Below are 20,932 nucleotides of genomic sequence, written 5' to 3' on the forward strand. Positions count from 1 at the left end.
TCACCTCGCGTTCCTCGACCCCGCCACCGGCTCCGCCGGCGGCCCGGCAGGGAAGGCGGCGGTTACTCCCGTCCCATGTCACGGTGGACGAGCACCGTCTCGACTCCGTCGGCGATGAGACGCTTGGTCAGACGCTCGGACATGGCGACGCTGCGGTGCTTGCCACCGGTGCAGCCTACGGCAAGCGTCATGTAGCGCTTCCCCTCCCGCCGGTAGCCCTCGGTAACGATCCGGAGCAGTTCGGCGTAGCCGTCCAGGAACTCGTTGGCGCCGGGCTGCTGGAAGACGTAGTCGGCGACGTCCGCGTCGGTGCCGGTGCGGGCCCGCAGCTCGGGCACCCAGTGCGGGTTGGGCAGGAAGCGGCAGTCCACCACGAGGTCGGCGTCGACCGGCAGGCCGTACTTGAAGCCGAAGGACATCACGGTGGCGCGCAGTTCGGGCTCGTCGTGGTCGGCGAACTGGGCGTCCAGCTTGGCGCGCAGCTGGTGCACGTTGAGGTTGGAGGTGTCGATCACCAGGTCGGCCTCGCCGCGCAGGTCGCGCAGGAGGTCGCGCTCCTGGGCGATGCCGTCCACGATCCGGCCGTCGGCCTGCAGCGGGTGCGGGCGGCGGACGCTCTCGAAGCGGCGGACCAGGGCCTCGTCGGAGGAGTCGAGGAAGACCACCCGCAGCCGGACGCCGCGCTTCTCCAGCTCGTCCAGCGAGGTGAGCAGGTCGTCGAAGAACTGGCGGCCGCGGACGTCCACGACCACGCCGATCCGGGCGACGTTGCCCTGGGAACGGGCGCCCAGGTCGACCATGGTGGGGATCAGGGCCGGCGGCAGGTTGTCCACCACGAACCAGCCCAGGTCCTCCAGGCACTTCGCGGCGGTGGAGCGGCCGGCTCCGGACATGCCGGAGATGATCACCAGCTCCGGCGCGTTCTCAGCCACGTCTGACACGGTCACTTCGGTTCCCCGCTCTCGGTCTTTCTACTGGGGAGAACGCGCACGGCACGGCCGCCCTTCCCCGTCCCGGACAGGCGGGCGGGTTCGGGGCGCGCCGATGGACGGGCGGCGCGGGCCGTCATGGCGTCTCCTGGGATGGTGCGGTCTGGGGTGCTGCGGCCACCGGCTCGGCGGCTTGGTCGGCCCCGTCCTCGATGATCTCGCCGGTCGCGGTGTTGACCGCGGGTGCGGCGGGTGTACGGGACGACAACGCCGCCGCAACAGTCTCCGCGGTGCGGCGTCCGATGCCGGGTACTGCGCAGATCTCGTCGACGGTGGCGGCCCGGAGCTTCTTCAGCGAGCCGAAGTGCTTGAGCAGCGCCCGGCGGCGAGTTTCGCCGAGGCCCGGGACGGAGTCCAGTTCCCCGGCGGTGAGTCGCTTGGAACGCTTGTTGCGCTGATAGCTGATCGCGAAGCGGTGGGCCTCGTCGCGCACCCGCTGGAGCAGGTAGAGGCCCTCGCTGGAGCGCGGCAGCACGACCGGGTCGTCCTCGCCGGGCAGCCAGACCTCCTCCAGGCGCTTGGCCAGGCCGCACAGCGCGACGTCGTCGATGCCGAGTTCCTCCAGGGCGCGCCTGGCGGCGGCGACCTGCGGCTGGCCGCCGTCGACCACCAGCAGCTGCGGCGGGTAGGCGAAGCGCTTGGGGCGGCCCTCCTCGTCCCGGGCGCCGGCGGCGGGGCCGGGTTCGGCGGTGGCGGGCTCGTCCTCCTCCGGGACGGCCCATTCGCCGGTCTGCTCGCGCTCCTGGAGGTAGCGGCGGAACCGGCGGCTGATCACCTCGTGCATCGAGCGGACGTCGTCCTGGCCCTCGAAGCCCTTGATCTGGAAGCGCCGGTACTCGCTCTTGCGGGCCAGGCCGTCCTCGAAGACGACCATCGAGGCGACCACGTCCTCGCCCTGGAGGTGGGAGATGTCGTAGCACTCGATGCGCAGCGGGACGGAGTCCAGCTCCAGCGCGTCGGCGATCTCCTGGAGGGCGCGGCTGCGGGTGGTGAGGTCGGAGGCGCGCTTGGTCTTGTGCAGTGCGAGCGCCTGCTGGGCGTTGCGCTGCACGGTGGCCATCAGGTCCTTCTTGTCGCCGCGCTGCGGGATGCGCAGGTCGACCTGGCTGCCGCGCAGGCCGCTCAGCCACTCCCGGACGGGGGCGAGCGGCTCGGGCAGGGCGGGGACGAGCACCTCGCGCGGGACGGACTCGTTGCGCTCGTCCGGGGCGGCGGCGCCGTAGAGCTGCTGGAGGGCGTGCTCGACGAGTCCGGCGGTGTCGACGTCCTCGACCTTGTCGGTGACCCAGCCGCGCTGGCCGCGCACCCGGCCGCCGCGGACGTGGAAGATCTGGACGGCGGCTTCGAGTTCGTCCTCGGCGACGGCCAGCAGGTCGGCGTCGGTGGCGTCGGCGAGCACGATGGCGTTCTTCTCCATCGCGCGCTTGAGGGCGCCGATGTCGTCCCGCAGCCGGGCCGCCTTCTCGTACTCCATGTCGGCGGCGGCCTCCTGCATCCGGTCTTCCAGCCGGCGCAGGTAGTTGCCGGTGCGCCCGGCCATGAAGTCGCAGAAGTCCTCGGCCAGTTCGCGGTGTTCGTCCGCCGAGACCTTGCCGACGCAGGGGGCGGCGCACTTGCCGATGTAGCCGAGCAGACAGGGGCGGCCGACCTGCCGGGCGCGCTTGAACACGCCGTTGGAGCAGGTGCGGACGGGGAAGACGCGCAGCAGCAGGTCGACCGTCTCGCGGATCGCCCAGGCGTGCCCGTACGGACCGAAGTAGCGCACGCCCTTCTTGTGCGCCCCGCGCATCACCTGGACCCTCGGGTACTCCTCGTCGAGGGTGACGGCGAGTTCCGGATAGCTCTTGTCGTCGCGGTACTTGACGTTGAAGCGGGGGTCGTACTCCTTGATCCAGGAGTACTCCAGCTGGAGCGCCTCGACCTCGGTGGCGACCACGGTCCACTCCACCGAGGCGGCGGTGGTGACCATGGTCGCGGTGCGCGGGTGCAGCCCGGCCAGGTCCTGGAAGTAGGACGACAGGCGCGGGCGCAGGCTCTTGGCCTTGCCGACGTAGATGACCCGGCCGTGGGCGTCACGGAACTTGTAGACGCCCGGGGAGGTCGGGATCGCGCCCGGCGCCGGGCGGTAGGTGCTCGGGTCAGCCATGGCTCCACCGTACCGAGTGCGGTCGGGGCCGCGGGGACGGGATCGAGAGGGAGGCGCTCAACTGCTTCAGCTCGGGGTCACCTTGAGGTTCCCGCCCTCGACCGTGACGGCGTAGGCGGGCAGCGGGCTGGGGGCCGGGCCGTCCTGCACCGCGCCGTCGGCGATGCCGAACCGGCTGCCGTGGCAGGGGCACTGGATCTGCTCCTGCTTCACCTGGTCCACGATGCAGCCGGCGTGGGTGCACTTGGCGCTGAAGGCCTTGTACTGGCCGGCGGCGGGCTGGGTCACCACGATCTTCTGCTCGCGGAAGACCTTGCCGCCGCCCTCCGGGATCGCCGAGGCCGGGCCGAGGTCCACCGCGCCCTGGGGGGCGCTGCTCTTCTCCGAGGAACCGGCGGAGGAACTGCAGCCGGTGACGGCCACGGTGCCCCCGGCCGCCAGGACGGCCGCGGCACCGCAGAGCAGGGTGCGCCGGGAGGTGGCGGGGCTGGTCTCGGGGGCCTCGGACATCGGTGCGCTCCTACGGGTTGCTGCTGCTGCGAGGGACCACGGAAGTCTATGCCGCACGCGCCCCGCCGCTCCCCGGGCGCCTCGTGAGCGTCCTGGGAGCGGCGGGGCGGGCGGGGGCCTACTTCTTGGCGGCGGCGGCCCGCTTGCGCGGTGCCTTCTTGGCCGGCGCCGCGACCGGTGCGTCCGCGAAGTCACCCGGGAGGATGTCCCGCAGGAACTTGCCGGTGTGACTCTCCGACACGGCCGCGATCTGCTCCGGCGTGCCCTCGGCGACCACCGTGCCGCCGCCGGAGCCGCCTTCGGGGCCCATGTCGACGATCCAGTCGGCGGTCTTGATCACGTCGAGGTTGTGCTCGATCACGATCACCGTGTTGCCCTTGTCGACCAGCCCGCTGAGCACCTTGATCAGCTTGCTGATGTCCTCGAAGTGCAGACCGGTGGTCGGCTCGTCCAGCACGTAGACCGTCCGCCCGGTGGAGCGCTTCTGCAGCTCGGAGGCCAGCTTGACGCGCTGCGCCTCGCCGCCGGAGAGCGTCGGCGCGGACTGGCCGAGCCGGACGTAGCCGAGGCCGACGTCGTTGAGCGTCCGCAGGTGGCGGGCGATCGCGGGGACGGCCTCGAAGAAGGCCAGCGCCTCCTCTATCGGCATGTCCAGCACCTCGGCGATGGACTTGCCCTTGTAGTGCACCTCCAGCGTCTCCCGGTTGTACCGGGCACCGTGGCAGACCTCGCACGGCACGTAGACGTCCGGCAGGAAGTTCATCTCGATCTTGATGGTGCCGTCGCCGGTGCAGTTCTCGCAGCGGCCACCCTTGACGTTGAAGGAGAACCGGCCCGGGAGGTACCCGCGGACCTTGGCCTCCTGGGTCTCCGCGAAGAGTCGGCGGACGTGGTCGAACACCCCGGTGTAGGTGGCCGGGTTGGACCGCGGGGTGCGGCCGATCGGCGACTGGTCGACGTGCACCACCTTGTCCACCAGGTCGGTGCCGGTGATCCGGGTGTGCCGGCCGGGCACGCTGCGGGCGCCGTTCAGCTCCCGGGCGAGGTGGGTGTAGAGGATGTCGTTGACCAGCGTCGACTTGCCGGAGCCGGAGACGCCGGTGATCGCCGTCAGGGTGCCGAGCGGGAAGCCGACCGTGACGTCCTTGAGGTTGTGCTCGCGGGCGCCGTGCACCGTCAGCTGGCGCTTCTTGTCCCGGTCGCGGCGGGTGGCCGGGATCGGGATGGACCGCTTGCCGGAGAGGTACTGGCCGGTCAGCGACTCCTTGTTGGAGAGCAGCTGCTTCAGCGAACCGGAGTGCACCACCTTGCCGCCGTGCTCACCGGCGCCCGGGCCGATGTCGACCACCCAGTCCGCGGTCTTGATGGTGTCCTCGTCGTGCTCGACCACGATCAGGGTGTTGCCGATGTCGCGCAGCCGCACCAGCGTCTCGATCAGCCGGTGGTTGTCCCGCTGGTGCAGGCCGATGGACGGCTCGTCCAGCACGTACAGCACGCCGACCAGGCCGGAGCCGATCTGGGTGGCCAGCCGGATGCGCTGGGCCTCGCCGCCGGACAGGGTGCCGGCCGCGCGGTCCAGGGAGAGGTAGTCCAGGCCGACGTCGACCAGGAAGCGCAGCCGCTCGTTGACCTCCTTGAGGACCCGCTCGGCGATCTGCTTGTCCCGGTCGTTGAGCTTCATCGCGCCCAGGAACTCGGCGCAGTCGCTGATCGACATCGAGGAGACGTCGGCGATCGACTTGTCCTCGACGGTGACCGCCAGCACCACCGGCTTGAGCCGGGTGCCCTGGCAGGTCGGGCACGGCACCTCGCGCATGTAGCCCTCGAAGCGCTCGCGGCTGCTGTCGCTCTCAGCCTCGGTGTGCCGGCGCTGGATGAACGGGACGGCGCCCTCGAAACCGGTGCTGTAGGAGCGCTCGCGGCCGAAGCGGTTGCGGTAGCGGACCTGCACCTGGTGCTTGTGCCCGTACATCAGCGCCTTCTTGGCGCGGGCGGGCAGCCCGGCCCAGGGGATGTCGGTGCGGAAGCCGAGCTCCTCGGCGAGCGCGTCGATCAGGCGCTGGAAGTAGTCCTTGGCGTGCCCGGCCGACCACGGGTGGATCGCGCCCTCGTCCAGTGAGCGCTCCGGGTCGGGCACGACCAGCTCCGGGTCGACCTCCATCCGGTTGCCCAGGCCCGAGCAGTCCGGGCAGGCGCCGAACGGCGAGTTGAAGGAGAACGAGCGCGGCTCCAGCTCCTCGAACGACACGTCGTCGTACGGGCAGTAGAGGTGCTCGGAGTACATCCGCTCGCGTTCGGGGTCGCCCTCCGGGAGGTCGACGAAGTCGAGCACGACCATGCCGCCGGACAGCCGCAGGGCCGTCTCCACCGAGTCGGTGAGCCGCCGCTTGGCGCTCTCCTTGACGGTCAGGCGGTCGATGACCACCTCGACGGTGTGCTTCTCCTGCTTCTTCAGCTTCGGCGGCTCGGCGAGCTGGATCGTCTCGCCGTCGACCCGGGCGCGGGAGTAGCCCTTGGACTGGAGGTCGGCGAAGAGGTCGACGAACTCGCCCTTGCGCTCGCGCACCACCGGGCTGAGCACCTGGAAGCGGGTGCCCTCGGTGAGCTCCAGGACCTTGTCGACGATCGCCTGGGGCGACTGCTTGGCGATCGGGCGGCCGCAGTGCGGACAGTGCGGCTTGCCGATCCGGGCGAACAGCAGGCGCAGGTAGTCGTAGACCTCGGTGATCGTGCCGACGGTCGAACGGGGGTTGCGGTTGGTGGACTTCTGGTCGATCGAGACGGCCGGGGAGAGGCCCTCGATGAAGTCCACGTCGGGCTTGTCCATCTGCCCGAGGAACTGACGGGCGTAGGAGGACAGCGACTCGACGTAGCGGCGCTGGCCCTCGGCGAAGATCGTGTCGAAGGCGAGCGAGGACTTGCCGGAGCCGGAGAGGCCCGTGAAGACGATGAGGGAGTCGCGGGGCAGATCGAGCGAGACGTTCTTGAGGTTGTGCTCGCGAGCACCGCGGACGATGAGGCGGTCGGCCACTGCTTCTGGCGCCTTTCTCCGGGGCGAGAGGGCTTGCGGTGTGAGGTGTTCTTCTTCCAGGATGCGGCAGCCAGCCTACTAGCTCAGACGTTCGAATCACGACCTTGTCCAGCCGGGACCACCCGAACGAGTGAGAGCGCCTCCCGGACCGTCCGTACCCGGACCGAAAAACCCCTGCTCAGGGCCGGGGAATCGGCGGTAGCGTCGGCTGGTCAACGAGCGGGGCCCGCTCCGGGCAACGCGCCGTCGCGTACGGAAGGCAGTTTTTCGATGACCGACCCGCAGTCCGCAGCCGCCGTCGCCGCCGGGCGGCTGAGCCTGGTCGAGCGCAGCACCCGGCGCATGCTGGACACCGTCTCCCGGCTGAAGGCCGAGGCCGTCGCCGAGCCCTCCGCGCTCCCCGGCTGGACCCGCGGCCACGTGCTCGCCCACCTCGCCCGCAACGCCGACTCCCTGGTCAACCTGCTGACCGGCGCCCGCTCCGGCACCGACATCCCCCAGTACGCCAGCGAGGGGGAGCGCGAGCAGGGCATCGAGGACGGCGCCGGCCGCCCGCTGGACGCCCAGCTCGCCGACCTGAGGGAGTCGCACCAGCGCTTCCTCGCGGCCGTCGCGCTGATGACCGACGAGGACTGGGCCGCCGAGGTGCGCCACCGCTCCGGCGCCGTCTTCCCGGCCTGCGACCTGGTCTGGAAGCGCCTCGGCGAGCTGGAGTACCACCTGGTCGACCTGGACGGCGGCTACTCCCCCGCCGAGTGGCCGGAGGAGTTCGCCGTCACCGAGTTCCACAAGCTCGCCCTCCGGCTCCACGGCACCGACCTGCCCGCCGTCGAGCTGGTCGCCGAGGACACCGGGGACCGCGGCCTGATCGGCTCGGGCCCGGACCCGCTGACCGTCCAGGGCACCGTCCGCGCCCTGCTCGCCTGGCTCACCGGCCGCTCCGACGGCGCCGGCCTGCGCCGCGCCCCCGACATCGCGCTCCCCCAGCTTCCCCCGCTGGGCTGACGGCGCGAGGATGATCCCAGGACCGACACAGCGAGGAGCGGACGGATGACGTACCACGGAGCGGTCAAGGTCGGCGGACCGCCGGACGTGCGGGAGCTGGCACACCTGATGATCACCAAGGTGGCCGTCGGGCCGTACGACAACAACGCCTACCTGCTGCGCTGCCGGGCCACCGACGAGCAGCTGCTGATCGACGCGGCCTCCGACGCCCCGGTGCTGCTGGAGACCGTCGGGGACGACCTCGAAACCGTGGTCACCACCCACCGGCACCACGACCACTGGGGCGCGCTCGCCGAGGTGGTCGCCACCACCGGCGCCCGCACCGCCGCCGGGCAGCACGACGCCGAGGGCATCGACGTGCCCACCGAGCTGCTGCTCGCCGACGGCGACAAACTGCGGGTCGGCGACGTGGAGCTCACCGTCCGGCACCTGGTCGGGCACACCCCGGGCGCGATCGTGCTCATCTACGACGACCCCCAGGGCCATCCCCACGTCTTCACCGGCGACTGCCTCTTCCCCGGCGGCGTCGGCAACACCTGGGGCGACCCGGAGGCCTTCAGGACCCTCTTCCGGGACGTCAACGAGAAGATCTTCGACGCCCTCCCCGACGAGGCCTGGGTCTACCCCGGCCACGGCAACGACACCACCCTCGGCGCCGAGCGCCCCCACCTGGAGGAGTGGCGCGAACGCGGCTGGTGACGAATTCCGGGCCGGTCGGCTCCGCCCGGAGCCGACCGGCCCGAATCACGGCTCGTCTCTTGAGAGATGCCGGGCACACGCGCACGACGGCTCCATGCAGAGACACACCAGGGCGACCGCCCCGGACAGCTCCCTGATTCCGCGAGGACAGGCCCAGTGCGCATCGAGCTGGCACTCGGCGCTGACGTAGCGCCCGGCCCTGCCCACATCGAAGCGGATCACGAGGCCGGTCGGCGGGTCCGACCGGCCTCGTGACGCAGCAGCGGTCACGACCAGGCTCCCATGTTGATCATGTTGAAGTCCTCCAGCTCGACCCAGACGATGACCTCACCCGTGGCGTCGATGGAGCCCCACTCGCAGCCCGACCGCAGGATGTCGAGGACCTCGGTCCACTGCGTGGACGACGTATCGGCCGGCGCGGTCGTCGAAAGTCGCACGCGACCCGCTTTTCCCTTGGTGATTCGCACGGGAGCCCCAGCAGCCTGGCCGAGAGAGGCCTTGAACAGACTTGTGCGCATGCCAATCTGCGCCGACGCCCTCCTTATCGGTACGGTGAAAGCGTATCGATAGAGCAGCCCCGCGAGCGTTACGGTGTCAGCCGCAACGCACCATTCGGAGCGAGGAGGCCGAGGCGTGAGCGACACACCCTCTTACCTGCACGTCGCGGACGCCTTGCGCGGCCACATCACCTCCCGGCGGCTTCAGCCGGGCGATCGAATGCCGTCCATCAGTGCGCTTCAGCGCGAGCACAACGTCTCGACCGGCGTGGTCCAGCGGGCCTACGCCGTGCTGATCGACGAAGGACTCGTGCTCGCGCGCCCGGGCGCCGGTTACTACGTCAAGTCCCAGGAGCCACCGGCCGTTCTGGTGCGACGCCAGCGCGTGGCACCCGGCGACGGTTCGCCGACCGAGTCCGCCCTCGCCCGGCAAGGCGTGGTCGGAACTTGGCGGCACGAGTCGCAGCCTCGTGCCGCCGACACCCGGATCGCGGCCCGGCTGGAGATCCAGCCTGGCGATCCGGTGATGCACACCAGCTACGTCTACCTGGCCGACGGCGAGCCGGCTCAGCTGGCCGAGAGCTGGGAGCCCATGGCAATCACCGGCGGCAGCCTGATCGTCCTGCCAGAAGCCGGCCCGCACGCAGGCATCGGCGTCGCCGACCGGATGGCCCTCATCGGCATCGAGGTCGGCGTGCCGGTCGAACGGGTCACGGCCCGCCAGGCCACTCGCTCCGAGGCACAGGCCCTAGGTGTCGCGCCCGCTGTGCCCGTGATGGCGATCGAGCGCACCTACTACGACCAGGCCACCGGCCGCCCGGTCGAGACCGCAGACATCGTGCTGCTCGGCTCGCGCTGGGTGACCGAGTACGGCCGTCGCCCACAGAACTGAGCCCCGCCGCCGGATCGCATCCGGCGGCGGGGCCCCAAAGCTTCCTTATCCCGTTCAGGCGTCGAGCTTCTCGGGCTCGCGCTCGGCCTGCTCCTGCTTCTTGGAGGCCATCAGGCTGGTCACCGTCGTCACGGCCAGGACCGCCACGATGAAGCCCAGCGAGAGCGGGATGCCGATCTCCGGGACGTGCGCGCCGGCCTCGTGGGCGGCGTGCAGGACCAGCTTCACGCCGATGAAACCGAGGATCACCGACAGGCCGTAGCTCAGGTGGACCAGCTTCTTCAGCAGGCCGCCGATCAGGAAGTACAGCTGGCGCAGGCCCATCAGGGCGAAGGCGTTCGCCGTGAAGACGATGTACGGGTCCTGGGTGAGGCCGAAGATGGCCGGGATCGAGTCCAGGGCGAACAGCACGTCCGTCGTACCGATCGCCAGCATCACGATCAGCATCGGGGTGATCAGCCGGCGACCGTTCTCCACGATGAAGAGCTTGGTGCCGTGGTACTTGTCGGTCGACGGGAAGCGCTGCGTGATCGACTTGAGCAGGCGGTTCTCCTCGAACTCCTCGTCCTCCTCGTCGGCCCGGGCCTCCTTGATCAGCTTCCAGGCCGTCCAGATCAGGAAGGCGCCGAAGATGAAGAACACCCAGGAGAACTGGGTGACCAGCGCCGCGCCGCCGGCGATGAACACCGCTCGCAGCACCAGGGCGATGATCACACCGAACATCAGCACGCGCTGCTGGTAGATCCTGGGCACCGCGAACTTGCCCATGATCAGAATGAAGACGAAGAGGTTGTCGACGCTGAGCGACTTCTCGGTGATGTATCCGGCGAAGAACTCACCCGCCGGCCGCCCGCCGGAGTGCCACCAGAGGAAGCCGCCGAAGAGCGCCGCCAGCGCGATCCAGACGGCCGTCCAGATCCCGGCCTCCTTGACCGAGACCTCGTGCGGCTTGCGCCCCCCGATGAAGAAGTCCGCCACGATCAGTGCGATCAGCACACCGATCGTGGTGGCCCACATGGTCACGGAAACGTCCATTACTGCTCCTCCGGCAGCTAGGCGAGACAGGTCGTCACTGCCGGAGGTCTCTTCCGCCCATCGGGCCAGCGCCCCGGGGTGCCGCGACGGGCACCCGTGATGACGGGGTCGGCTGTCGAGGAATACTCCCCTCCGCTGCCATCGAGGGTAACAGAAGAGGCAAAGGAAGGTAAATAAGGTAAAGAACGGTCAGAGGAACGGCTCGATCGCGGGCAGCAGGTCCTGGAACGTCCGCCCCTTCGCCGGGGCACCGATCGCCTGCATCTCCCAGCCGCCGTCGCCGTCCCGGACCACCTTCGCCATGATCTGACCGGTGTGCGGCCCGCCGCCCGCCAGCTCGTACCGGGCCAGCTCCGAGCCGGTGGTCTCGTCCAGCAGCCGGCAGTGCGCCCGGCTCACCTCGGCGAAGGTCTGCCCGGTGTACGAGCTGACCGTGAACACCACCTGGCTGATGTGCGCCGGCACGTGCAGCAGGTCGACCAGGATCGCCTCGTCGTCCTCGGCGCCGGAGCCGCCCTCCAGGTTGTCCCCGGTGTGCCGTACCGAGCCGTCGGTGGACTCAAGGTGCTGGAAGAACACCACGTCGGTCGGCGTCTTCTCGGCGTACAGCAGCGCCGAGGCGTCCAGGTCGATCTTCCTGGTCCGGCTGCCGAACAGGCCCCGCTTGGGGGCGGCCTGCCAGCCGAGTCCCATCCGGACCACGGTCAGGGAGCCGCCCGCCCCCTTCTGGAGACTGACCCGCTGCCCCTTGGCAAGGTTCACCGACACGACGTTGTCCTCTCTGCCGGCCACGCGGTCGCTGCCGCACGGCTCCCCGGTGGAACACCCCGTCGCCGTCCCCCGGCTGAGGCCCCCTCTGCTGGCGGCCCGCATCCCCGTCCCGAGGGCACGGTGCCGCAGGCCAGCCTAGGGCCTGCGGCACCCGCGACTCCTCCGGGTTACCCCGTTTGTGGCAAGGATGAGACACCGCCGGGCGGTTGCCCCCCGCAGGTGCGGGGAAGAGCCGTGGCCCGGCGCCCCGGACACCCCGTCAGGCCACCCCCGCCTCGCGCATCTGCCGCAGCTCCTTCTTCAACTCCTTCACCTCGTCGCGCAGCCGGGCCGCGACCTCGAACTGGAGGTCGGCGGCCGCCGTGTGCATCCGGTCGGTCATCTCCTGGATCAGCTCCGCCAGCTCGGCGGCCGGCATCGACTTGGCCGGCTTGCGCTCCGCGCCCAGCGTCGGCACCGGGGCCTTGCCCTTCCCCTGGTTCCGGTACCCGGTGGAGAGCAGCTCGTCGGTGTCCACGTCCTCGCGGGCGAGGGTGTCCAGGATGTCGCCGATCTTCTTCCGCAGTGGCTGCGGGTCGATCCCGTGCTCCTTGTTGTAGGCCTGCTGCACGGCCCGGCGGCGGTTGGTCTCGTCGATCGCCTTCTCCATCGACGGGGTGATCCGGTCCGCGTACATGTGCACCTGGCCGGAGACGTTGCGGGCGGCGCGGCCGATCGTCTGGATGAGCGAGGTTCCGGAGCGCAGGAAGCCCTCCTTGTCCGCGTCCAGGATCGCCACCAGCGACACCTCGGGCAGGTCCAGGCCCTCGCGCAGCAGGTTGATGCCGACCAGCACGTCGAACCGGCCGGCCCGCAGCTCGCGCAGCAGCTCCACCCGGCGCAGGGTGTCCACGTCGCTGTGCAGGTACCGGACCCGGATGTCCAGGCCGAGCATGTAGTCGGTGAGGTCCTCGGCCATCTTCTTGGTCAGCGTGGTGACCAGGACGCGCTCGTCCCGCTCGACCCGCTTGCGGACCTCGTGCACGAGGTCGTCGATCTGGCCCTCGGTCGGCTTGACGATCACCTCGGGGTCGATCAGTCCGGTCGGGCGGATGATCTGCTCGACCTGACCGTCGCCCCGCGACAGCTCGTAGGGGCCCGGCGTCGCCGACAGGTACACCGTCTGACCGATCCGGCCGAGGAACTCCTCCCACTTCAGCGGGCGGTTGTCCATCGCGGACGGCAGCCGGAAGCCGTGCTCGACCAGGGTGCGCTTGCGCGAGGCGTCGCCCTCGTACATCGCGCCGATCTGCGGGACGGTGACGTGCGACTCGTCGATGACCAGGAGGAAGTCCTCCGGGAAGTAGTCCAGCAGGGTGTTCGGCGGGGAGCCGGGCTCGCGGCCGTCGAAGTGCATCGAGTAGTTCTCGACGCCCGAGCAGGTGCCGATCTGGCGCAGCATCTCGATGTCGTAGGTGGTACGCATGCGCAGCCGCTGGGCCTCCAGCAGCTTGCCCTGCTTCTCCAGCTTGCCGAGCGTCTGCTCCAGCTCCTGTTCGATGCCGGTGATCGCCCGCTCCATGCGCTCGGGGCCGGCCACGTAGTGCGAGGCGGGGAAGACGTAGATCTGCTCGTCCTGGCTGATGATCTCGCCGGTGAGCGGGTGGAGGGTGTAGAGCGACTCGATCTCGTCGCCGAACATCTCGATCCGGACGGCGAGTTCCTCGTACACCGGGAAGATCTCGATGGTGTCGCCGCGGACCCGGAAGGTGCCGCGGGTGAAGGCCAGGTCGTTGCGCGCGTACTGGATGTCCACGAAGCGGCGCAGCAGCACGTCGCGGTCGATCTCCTGGCCGACCTTGAGCGGGACCATCCGGTCCACGTACTCCTGCGGGGTGCCGAGGCCGTAGATGCAGGAGACGGACGCGACCACGATCACGTCGCGGCGGGTGAGCAGTGAGTTGGTGGCCGAGTGGCGCAGCCGCTCGACCTCCTCGTTGATCGAGGAGTCCTTCTCGATGTAGGTGTCCGTCTGCGGGACGTACGCCTCGGGCTGGTAGTAGTCGTAGTACGAGACGAAGTACTCGACGGCGTTGTTCGGCAGCAGCTCGCGGAACTCGTTCGCCAGCTGCGCGGCCAGCGTCTTGTTCGGCGCCATCACCAGGGTGGGGCGCTGCAGCTTCTCGATCATCCAGGCCGTGGTGGCCGACTTGCCGGTACCGGTGGCACCGAGCAGCACGACGTCCTTCTCCCCCGCCCTGATCCGCCGTTCCAACTCGGCGATCGCCGTCGGCTGGTCACCGTTCGGCTGGTAGGGGCTGACGACCTCGAAGGGCGCCACGGACCGCTCAATACTCGTGATGGGACGCACGCCTCCACCGTACGACCCCCGACTGACAACCGGCGCCGCTCCGGTCGGGCCGCGTGCGCCTCGCACCTCATGGCGGGCTCGCGGGCGGGGTCGATGCGCACAGCGGCGTCGGAGGCGGCGGCGAGCAGCCCGATCAGCGGCAGGGTCGGGTCGACCCCGCTCTCCTCGATGCTCTCGACGGTCTCCTCGTCGAGCCCGGCCGCCCGGTACTCCCCGCTCTCGCGGTGCTCCGGCGGAACGACCCGACGGGTGCGGTAGCCGCCGCTCCTCGTCCCTTGTCGTAGAGCTGGTGACCGCAGCGAACGGCCAGGACGAGGGTCACGGGCTCAGGACTTCGCACTGTCGCGGGCGAGGGCGACCAGGCGGGATATCGCGCGCAGGTACTTCTTGCGGTAGCCGCCGCGCAGCATGTCCTCGGGGAAGACCCGGTCGAAGGGCAGGCCGGAGGCGGTGATGGGCAGCTCGCGGTCGTACATCCGGTCGGCGAGGACGACCAGGCGCAGCGCGGTGGACTGGTCGTCGACCTGCCGCACGCCGCGCAGGCAGACCGCGGTGACGTCGTCCAGGAGCGCGCCGTAGCGGCTGGGGTGCACGGCGGAGAGGTGGCCGAGCAGGGCGTCGAAGTCGTCCAGGGAGGCGCCGGGGGTGCGGGCGGCGACGGCCTCGACGGTGTCGTCGGCGTACGGCGGCGGGGCGTCGGGCAGGCCGCGGTGGCGGTAGTCCTGGCCGTCGATCCGCATCGGGCGGAAGTGCGCGGACAGGCCCTGGATCTCGCGCAGGAAGTCGGCGGCGGCGAAGCGGCCCTCGCCGAGCTTCTCGGGCAGGGTGTTCGAGGTGGCGCACAGCTTGACGCCGTTCTCGACCAGCCGGCCGAGCAGCGTGGAGACCAGCACGGTGTCGCCCGGGTCGTCGAGCTCGAACTCGTCGATGCACAGCAGGGTGTGCCCGGAGAGGGTCCGGACGGCCTGCTGGAAGCCGAGCGCGCCGACCAGGTTGGTCAGCTCGACGAAGGTGCCGAAGGCCTTGGGGCCGGGGGCGGCGTGCCAGAGCGAGGCGAGCAGGTGGGTCTTGCCGACGCCGTAGCCGCCGTCGAGGTAGACCCCGGCCGGGCCGGTGGGCGCGGGGGCGGAGCGGCGGAACCAGCTGCGCTTGGGTGCGGAACCGTTTCCTCTCCCGAGGGTGCCGGCGAACTGCTCCAGGACCTGGACCGCCTCGTACTGGCTGGGCTGGGTCGGGTCCGGGATGTACGTCCCGAAGCTCACGTCGGCGAACCGGGGCGGCGGGACCATCTCGGCGACCAGCCGCTCGGCGGGCACGACGGGGCGGCGGTCGGTGAGCGCGATCGGGTTGCCGGCCGGGCTCGCGGCGGCTATCGGGTCGGTCGCGGTGGCGGGGCGGGAGGCTGCGGGCACGGTAGTAGAGGGTACGCCTGGTCCCGGCCGCCCCCGAAACCCCTCCGGACCTCCTGCGGGCCCCCTCCGGAGCGCTCCGGTGGAACACTGAGGACATGCAACAGTTGATCAGCCCGCTGGGTGCTCCGGTCGCCGATCCCTCCGATCTGGAGTCGCTCGCCGCCGTCTACGCGTACCCCGACCAGGTGAATCGGGGGCGCCCGTGGCTGCGCGCCAACATGGTGTCCGGGCTGGACGGCGGGGCGAGGCTCGACGGCCTGTCCGAGGGCCTGTCCAGCGACGCCGACAAGCGGATCTTCGGGGTGCTGCGGGCGCTGTCGGACGTGGTGCTGGTGGGCGCCGAGACGGTCCGGGCGGAGGGCTACCGGCCGGCCCGGGCCCGTCGGGAGTTCGCGGCCGCGCGGGCGGCGGCGGGGCAGTCCCCGGCGCCGGCGATCGCGATCGTGAGCCGCTCGCTGGATTTCGACCTGGGCGCGCCGCTGTTCACGGAGCCGCTGGTCAGGACGGTGGTGATCACGGTGGAGGACGCCCCCGAGGAGCGCCGCCGGGAGGTCGCCGAGGTGGCCGACGTGGTGCTCGCCGGGCGCGGCTCGGTGGACCTGCGGGCGGGGGTGGCGGCCCTGGTGGAGCGGGGCTGGACGCGCCTGCTGACCGAGGGCGGGCCGCGGCTGCTGGGGCAGCTCGCGGCGGCGGACCTGCTGGACGAGCTGTGCCTGTCGCTGGCCCCGCTGGTCACGGGCGGCGACGCGCCGCGCATCCTCCACGATGCGGAAATGCCTGACGTGCAACGGATGCGGCTGGTCTCATTGATCGAGCAGAAAGGATTCCTCTTCACCCGCTACCTGCGTCACCCGGGTTCGGAGACCCCGTGACCCCCCGATCGTGATCCCGTTATGCGATGCCGGGGCCCGGGGGCCGGCCACTGGAAGGGACTCACGTGTTCAAGACGGTACTGATGATCGAAAAGGCTCTCTCGGACGCGGACGTGGAGCTCGTCACGACGCTCCACAGCGACGAGAAGGTGTCCTTCGTCGTCCTGATGCAGCCGCGCGGCAAGCAGGACGAACTGCTGCGGGCGCTCGACGACGTCGCCCTCGGCCACCTCGACAAGGTGGTGCGCGAGCACGACGAGTCCGAGAGCGGCCCGACCGTGGCCAGCGAATCGCTGGAGCACAGCCTGCGCCACCTGCGCGCGGCCGGGGCCGAGGCGATCGGCGAACTGGTCGAGGACAGGCCGCTGGAGCGGCTGCGCGTGGCGGTCGAGGAACACCGGGCGGACGAGGTGGTGGTGCTCACCTCACCGCACTTCGTGGAGGAGTTCTTCCACCGCGACTGGGCCTCCCAGGCCCGGCACAAGGTGGGGGTGCCGGTGCTCAGGCTGTTCGCCAGCGACTCGTAGGTCCCTGGCCCGGTGCGCCGGTGGTGCAGAATCGTCCTTGCGGTCCGCCCGCGAGGACGATTCGCACGTCGCGAGGACCCACCTGCCCACCCAGCCCCCGCCCCTACGGAGCCACGCCTTGAACGACGCCGCGCACGACCTGCACGCCCCGCACTTCATCGGCATCGGCGGCGCCGGGATGTCCGGCCTGGCGAAGATCCTCGCAGTGCGCGGTGCCAGCGTCTCCGGCAGTGACTCCAAGGAGTCCGAGACCATCCTCGCGCTGCGCGCCCTCGGCGCGACCGTGCACGTCGGCCACGCCGCCGAGCACGTCCCGGACGGCGCCAGCAGCATCGTGGTCTCCAGCGCGATCCGCGCCGACAACCCGGAGCTGGTCGCCGCCCGCGAGCGCGGCATCCCGGTGGTACACCGCTCCGACGCGCTGGCCGCGCTGATGGGCGGCCGCCGGGCTCTGGCGGTGGCCGGCACCCACGGCAAGACCACCACCACCAGCATGCTCGCCGTCGCCCTCGGCGAGCTGGGCCTCGACCCGTCCTACGCGATCGGCGGCGACCTCGACGCCCCCGGTTCCAACGCCCAGCACGGCACCGGCGAGATCTTCGTCGCCGAGGCCGACGAGAGCGACCGCAGCTTCCACAAGTACGCGCCCGAGGTGGCGATCGTGCTCAACGTGGAGCTGGACCACCACGCCAACTACGCCTCGATCGACGAGATCTACGAGTCCTTCGAGACCTTCGTCGGCCGGATCACCCCCGGCGGCACCCTGGTCGTCTCCGCCGACCACGACGGCGCCCGCGAGCTGACCTCCCGGATTTCCGGCCGCGAGGGCCTCACCGTGGTGACCGTCGGCGCCGCCGAGGACGCCGACCTGCGTGTCCTCTCGGTCGTCGCCCGCGGCATGACCAGCGAGGTCACCGTGCTGCTGGACGGCTCCGAGCTGACCTTCACCGTCTCGGTGCCCGGGCGGCACTACGCCCACAACGCGGTGGCCGCGCTGGCCGCCGGCGTCGCGCTGGGAGTCCCGGCCGCCGACCTGGCCAAGGCGCTCGGCGCCTACACAGGCGTGCGCCGCCGCCTCCAGCTCAAGGGCGAGGCGGCCGGCGTCCAGGTGATCGACTCCTACGCCCACCACCCGACCGAGATGACCGCCGACCTGGAGGCGATCCGCGAGGGCCTGGAGGGCGAGGGCCGCGTCCTGGTGGTCTTCCAGCCGCACCTGTTCAGCCGCACCCAGCAGCTCGCCGAGGAGATGGGCCAGTCCCTGGCGCTGGCCGACGCCTCCGTGGTGCTGGACATCTACCCGGCCCGCGAGGACCCGATCCCGGGCGTGACCAGCGAACTGATCATCGACGCCGCCCGCCGGGCCGGCGCCGACGTCACCCCCGAGCACGACTTCGCCGCCGCCCCCGCTCTGCTGGCCGGCCTGGCCCGCCCGGGCGACCTGCTCCTCACCATGGGCGCGGGCGACGTCACCAACCTCGGGCCAGAAATTCTCAAGCACCTCGCGAACGTTGCCTCCAACGTCTGACGTACGCCGAGCGGGAGTCGTGATGAGCTACGAGATCCAGAAGACCGAGGCCGAGTGGCGCAACCAGCTCAGCCCCGAGGAGTACCACGTGCTCCGTGAGGCGGGCACCGAGCGCCCCTTCGTCGGCGAGTACACCGACACCAAGACGGTCGGCGTCTACAGCTGCCGGGCCTGCGGGGCGGAGCTGTTCAGCTCCGAGACCAAGTTCGACAGCCACTGCGGCTGGCCGTCCTACTACGCGCCGCTGGCCGAGGACCGGGTCGAGTACATCGAGGACACCTCGCTCGGCATGCGCCGGGTCGAGGTGCGCTGCGCCCGCTGCGGCGGGCACCTGGGCCACGTCTTCGAGGGTGAGGGCTACGGCACCCCGACCGACCAGCGGTACTGCATCAACAGCATCTCGCTGAGCCTGCGCCCGGCCGAGTAGGAGCGGCGCCGGAGGGCCCGGACGGAGACCGTCCGGGCCCTGGGTGCTATCCGGACACCGGGGCGAAGCGGACCGGGAGGTGGACCAGGGCGCGGTGGAAGGGGCCCGGGCGCCAGAGCAACCCGGCGGCCGGGGTGGCGAGTTCCAAGTCGCTGAGTCGGCTGGTGAGCTGTTCGATGGCGGTGATGGCGATCAGCAGGGCCGGGTCGCGGGCGGGGCAGGCGTGCGGGCCGGCGGCCCAGGCCAGGTGGGCGCTCTCGCCGCTGCGCAGCTCGCTGCCGTCGGTGGGCGGCGCGGCCTGGGAGTTGGCGGCCGCGTACGAGACCAGCACCAGGGAGCCCGCCTCGATCTCGCGGCCGTGGAAGGTGATGTCGTAGCGCGGGTAGTGGGCCGAGAGGTTGGCCATCGGCGGCTCGTGCCACAGCACCTCGTCGATCGCCTGGTGGGCGGTCATCGCGCCGCCGAACAGCGAGCCGGCGTAGCGCGCGTCGGTGAGCAGGCGCAGCAGGGCGTTGCCGATCAGGTTGGTGGTCGGCTCGTGCCCGGCGATCATGGTCAGGGTGATCTGCCGGATCACCTCGTCGTCGTCCAGCCCGACCGGGTGGGTGACGAACCAGGAGGCGAGGTCGTGCCGGGGGCGCTCCCGGCGCTCGGCGACCATCGCGGTGACCACCGCGACGAGCTTCCCGTACGCGGCGCCGGCCCGGGCCGTGGACTCGATCAGGCCGGTGATCGCGGCCACCACGTCGGCGCGCTGCTCCTCCGGTACTCCGAACCAGGTGGTGAGCACGAAGGCGGGCAGCTGGCGGGCGTACTCGGCGATCAGGTCGGCGTGGCCGACCGCGGCGAAGCGGTCGATCAGCTGGTGGGCGGCCTCGGCGACCTGGCGCTGCAGCCGGTGCGGCTCGAACAGGGCGAGGCCGTCGGTGATCACCGCGCGGTAGCGGGCGTGCGTCGCGCCGTCGCTGAACAGGGCGGTGGGGCGGTAGCCGAGCACCGGCAGCAGCGGGGAGTCCGGCGGGACGGTCGCCTGCCAGGCGCGGGAGTCCTTGGAGAAGGTGTCGGTGTCGCGCAGCAGGTCCAGGGCGGCCTGGTAGTCGGTGACCAGCAGGGCTTCGACGCCGGGGGCGATCTCCACCGGGGCGACCGCGCCGTGGCGGCGCAGCCGCTCGTACACCAGGTGCGGGTCGGCGGCGAAGACCGGGCCGTAGATCGGGGTCGGTCGGGTCTCGACGGTCACGGGCGCTCCTGGGCGTCGGTGGAGGCGGCGGGCAGGGTGTCGAGGACGTGCTCGGCCAGGGCGATCAGCGCGTCGAGGCTGCTCCCGCGCCGGCGCGCGTCGCACAGCAGCAGCGGGGTCGCGGCGTGCAGGTCCAGGTGGGCGCGCAGCACCTCGGGCGGGTGGTCCGGGGAGTCCGGGAAGCGGTTGACGGCGACGGCGTACGGCAGGCCCTGCTCCTCGACCATGTCCATGATCTCGAAGGAGTCGGCCAACCGGCGGGTGTCGGCGAGCACCAGGGCCCCCAGGGCGCCTCGGGCGATGTCCTGCCAGAGCGGGAAGAAGCGGCGCTGGCCGGGGGTGCCGAACATGTAGAGCACCGTGTTGCCGGGCAGGGTGAGCCGGCCGAAGTCCACCGCGACGGTGGTGGTGGACTTCTCGGGCAGTCCGGCCAGGTCGTCCACCGGCCGTCCGGTCTCGGTCATCGCCTCCTCGGTGTGCAGGGTGGCGATCTCGGAGAGGGTACGGATGAGGGTGGTCTTGCCGACCCCGAACGGGCCGGCGACCACCAGTTTCATCAGCGTCTGGTCGCGATCGGGCAGGTAGCCCACCCGGCTCGGCCGGTCATGCGGGCTACCGGAGGGCACGGAGTCCAACGAGGAGCCTCTCGACGATGGAGCGGTCGGTCTGCTGGGCGCGCGGGATCGGCGCGCGGGCGTGCAGGCAGCCCGCCTCGACCAGGTCGGCCGCGAGGAAGACGGTGGCGCTGACCGGCAGGCGCAGGTGCGCGGCGGCCTCCACCACGGTCAGCGCGCCGGGGCGCAGCAGTTCCCAGAGCCGACGGTGTTCGGGTTCGAGTCCGGTCGGCGGTTCGGCGCGGTCGGCCCGGTCCGCGAACAGGACGGTCAGCCGCTCGAAGCCTTCGGTGCCGGGTCGGCTGCGGCCGCCGGTGGCGAGGTAGGCGGGCACCATCCGCCTGCGGGGGACGGCGGTCATGACCCGGGGGTGGTGCCCTGCGAACC

19 protein-coding genes are annotated in these 20,932 nt (G+C 71.1%); 7 read left to right on the forward strand and 12 right to left on the reverse strand.

Annotation, left to right across the window (positions count from 1 at the left end):
* Nucleotides 1-62: 62 nt before the first annotated feature.
* The 4 genes from rapZ to uvrA form a co-directional block, all read right to left on the reverse strand.
* Complete coding sequence (rapZ, locus tag ACH4J0_RS14430) at nt 63-947, reverse strand: RNase adapter RapZ (RefSeq protein WP_037830760.1); 885 nt, start codon at nt 945-947, stop codon at nt 63-65.
* 118 nt (nt 948-1,065) lie between these two features.
* The gene (uvrC, locus tag ACH4J0_RS14435; protein WP_396239817.1) at nt 1,066-3,135 is read right to left on the reverse strand and encodes an excinuclease ABC subunit UvrC; all 2,070 of its coding nucleotides are present in this window, start codon (nt 3,133-3,135) and stop codon (nt 1,066-1,068) included.
* A gap of 66 nt (nt 3,136-3,201) precedes the next feature.
* A complete protein-coding gene (locus ACH4J0_RS14440) occupies nt 3,202-3,645 on the reverse strand; it encodes a Rieske (2Fe-2S) protein (protein WP_396239819.1) in 444 nt (147 codons plus the stop codon).
* A gap of 118 nt (nt 3,646-3,763) precedes the next feature.
* Complete coding sequence (gene uvrA / locus ACH4J0_RS14445) at nt 3,764-6,676, reverse strand: excinuclease ABC subunit UvrA (RefSeq protein WP_396239821.1); 2,913 nt, start codon at nt 6,674-6,676, stop codon at nt 3,764-3,766.
* A gap of 270 nt (nt 6,677-6,946) precedes the next feature.
* Here uvrA and ACH4J0_RS14450 point away from each other — a divergent pair, with 270 nt between their 5' ends.
* Together ACH4J0_RS14450 and ACH4J0_RS14455 are read left to right on the forward strand one after the other, a co-directional pair.
* Nucleotides 6,947-7,681: a maleylpyruvate isomerase family mycothiol-dependent enzyme gene (locus ACH4J0_RS14450; protein ID WP_396239823.1), complete on the forward strand. Its 735-nt coding sequence runs from the start codon at nt 6,947-6,949 to the stop codon at nt 7,679-7,681.
* A gap of 45 nt (nt 7,682-7,726) precedes the next feature.
* Nucleotides 7,727-8,380, forward strand: a complete 654-nt coding sequence (locus ACH4J0_RS14455) for an MBL fold metallo-hydrolase (RefSeq protein ID WP_396239825.1) — start codon at nt 7,727-7,729, stop codon at nt 8,378-8,380.
* A 266-nt stretch (nt 8,381-8,646) separates the two neighbouring features.
* On the opposite strand, the gene ACH4J0_RS14460 is transcribed toward ACH4J0_RS14455, so the two are convergent.
* Nucleotides 8,647-8,817, reverse strand: a complete 171-nt coding sequence (locus ACH4J0_RS14460) for a hypothetical protein (protein ID WP_396239827.1) — start codon at nt 8,815-8,817, stop codon at nt 8,647-8,649.
* A gap of 196 nt (nt 8,818-9,013) precedes the next feature.
* Between ACH4J0_RS14460 and ACH4J0_RS14465 the strand changes: the two genes are divergently transcribed.
* Nucleotides 9,014-9,769, forward strand: a complete 756-nt coding sequence (locus ACH4J0_RS14465; RefSeq protein WP_396239829.1) for a GntR family transcriptional regulator — start codon at nt 9,014-9,016, stop codon at nt 9,767-9,769.
* 54 nt (nt 9,770-9,823) lie between these two features.
* On the opposite strand, the gene ACH4J0_RS14470 is transcribed toward ACH4J0_RS14465, so the two are convergent.
* From ACH4J0_RS14470 to zapE, 4 genes are all read right to left on the reverse strand, one after another.
* Nucleotides 9,824-10,804 (reverse strand): TerC family protein, encoded by a 981-nt coding sequence (locus ACH4J0_RS14470; protein WP_396239831.1) that lies wholly within the window; start codon nt 10,802-10,804, stop codon nt 9,824-9,826.
* A 189-nt stretch (nt 10,805-10,993) separates the two neighbouring features.
* Entirely contained in the window at nt 10,994-11,572 is a 579-nt protein-coding gene (locus ACH4J0_RS14475; RefSeq protein ID WP_396239833.1) for a TerD family protein, read from the reverse strand.
* Between the two features lie 262 nt (nt 11,573-11,834).
* Nucleotides 11,835-13,925 carry an excinuclease ABC subunit UvrB gene (gene uvrB, locus ACH4J0_RS14480; RefSeq protein ID WP_396239835.1) on the reverse strand — a complete coding sequence of 697 codons (2,091 nt, stop codon included), beginning with the start codon at nt 13,923-13,925 and terminating at the stop codon, nt 11,835-11,837.
* A gap of 326 nt (nt 13,926-14,251) precedes the next feature.
* Nucleotides 14,252-15,298: a cell division protein ZapE gene (gene zapE, locus ACH4J0_RS14485; RefSeq protein ID WP_396239973.1), complete on the reverse strand. Its 1,047-nt coding sequence runs from the start codon at nt 15,296-15,298 to the stop codon at nt 14,252-14,254.
* A 134-nt stretch (nt 15,299-15,432) separates the two neighbouring features.
* Here zapE and ACH4J0_RS14490 point away from each other — a divergent pair, with 134 nt between their 5' ends.
* The 4 genes from ACH4J0_RS14490 (at nt 15,433) to msrB (ending at nt 18,691) form a co-directional block, all read left to right on the forward strand.
* Nucleotides 15,433-16,209 (forward strand): pyrimidine reductase family protein, encoded by a 777-nt coding sequence (locus tag ACH4J0_RS14490; RefSeq protein ID WP_043388873.1) that lies wholly within the window; start codon nt 15,433-15,435, stop codon nt 16,207-16,209.
* Nucleotides 16,210-16,274: 65 nt separating this feature from the next.
* Nucleotides 16,275-16,736 carry a hypothetical protein gene (locus tag ACH4J0_RS14495; protein ID WP_030288263.1) on the forward strand — a complete coding sequence of 154 codons (462 nt, stop codon included), beginning with the start codon at nt 16,275-16,277 and terminating at the stop codon, nt 16,734-16,736.
* A gap of 139 nt (nt 16,737-16,875) precedes the next feature.
* Nucleotides 16,876-18,264: a UDP-N-acetylmuramate--L-alanine ligase gene (gene murC, locus ACH4J0_RS14500; protein WP_396239975.1), complete on the forward strand. Its 1,389-nt coding sequence runs from the start codon at nt 16,876-16,878 to the stop codon at nt 18,262-18,264.
* Nucleotides 18,265-18,286: 22 nt separating this feature from the next.
* Complete coding sequence (gene msrB / locus ACH4J0_RS14505) at nt 18,287-18,691, forward strand: peptide-methionine (R)-S-oxide reductase MsrB (protein WP_396239837.1); 405 nt, start codon at nt 18,287-18,289, stop codon at nt 18,689-18,691.
* 46 nt (nt 18,692-18,737) lie between these two features.
* On the opposite strand, the gene ACH4J0_RS14510 is transcribed toward msrB, so the two are convergent.
* From ACH4J0_RS14510 to ACH4J0_RS14520, 3 genes are read right to left on the reverse strand one after another with little or no spacing between them, the layout of a single operon-like run.
* Nucleotides 18,738-19,931: a cytochrome P450 gene (locus ACH4J0_RS14510; RefSeq protein WP_396239839.1), complete on the reverse strand. Its 1,194-nt coding sequence runs from the start codon at nt 19,929-19,931 to the stop codon at nt 18,738-18,740.
* The gene (locus ACH4J0_RS14515) at nt 19,928-20,566 is read right to left on the reverse strand and encodes a GTP-binding protein (protein ID WP_396239841.1); all 639 of its coding nucleotides are present in this window, start codon (nt 20,564-20,566) and stop codon (nt 19,928-19,930) included. Before ACH4J0_RS14515 ends, ACH4J0_RS14510 begins: the two co-directional genes overlap by 4 nt.
* Complete coding sequence (locus tag ACH4J0_RS14520) at nt 20,544-20,906, reverse strand: DUF742 domain-containing protein (protein WP_396239843.1); 363 nt, start codon at nt 20,904-20,906, stop codon at nt 20,544-20,546. The genes ACH4J0_RS14515 and ACH4J0_RS14520 overlap by 23 nt, the downstream gene beginning before the upstream one ends.
* Between the last annotated feature and the right edge of the window lie 26 nt (nt 20,907-20,932).

Origin of the sequence: Kitasatospora sp. NPDC017646 (assembly GCF_044329365.1) — a bacterium.
GTDB lineage: Bacteria > Actinomycetota > Actinomycetes > Streptomycetales > Streptomycetaceae > Kitasatospora.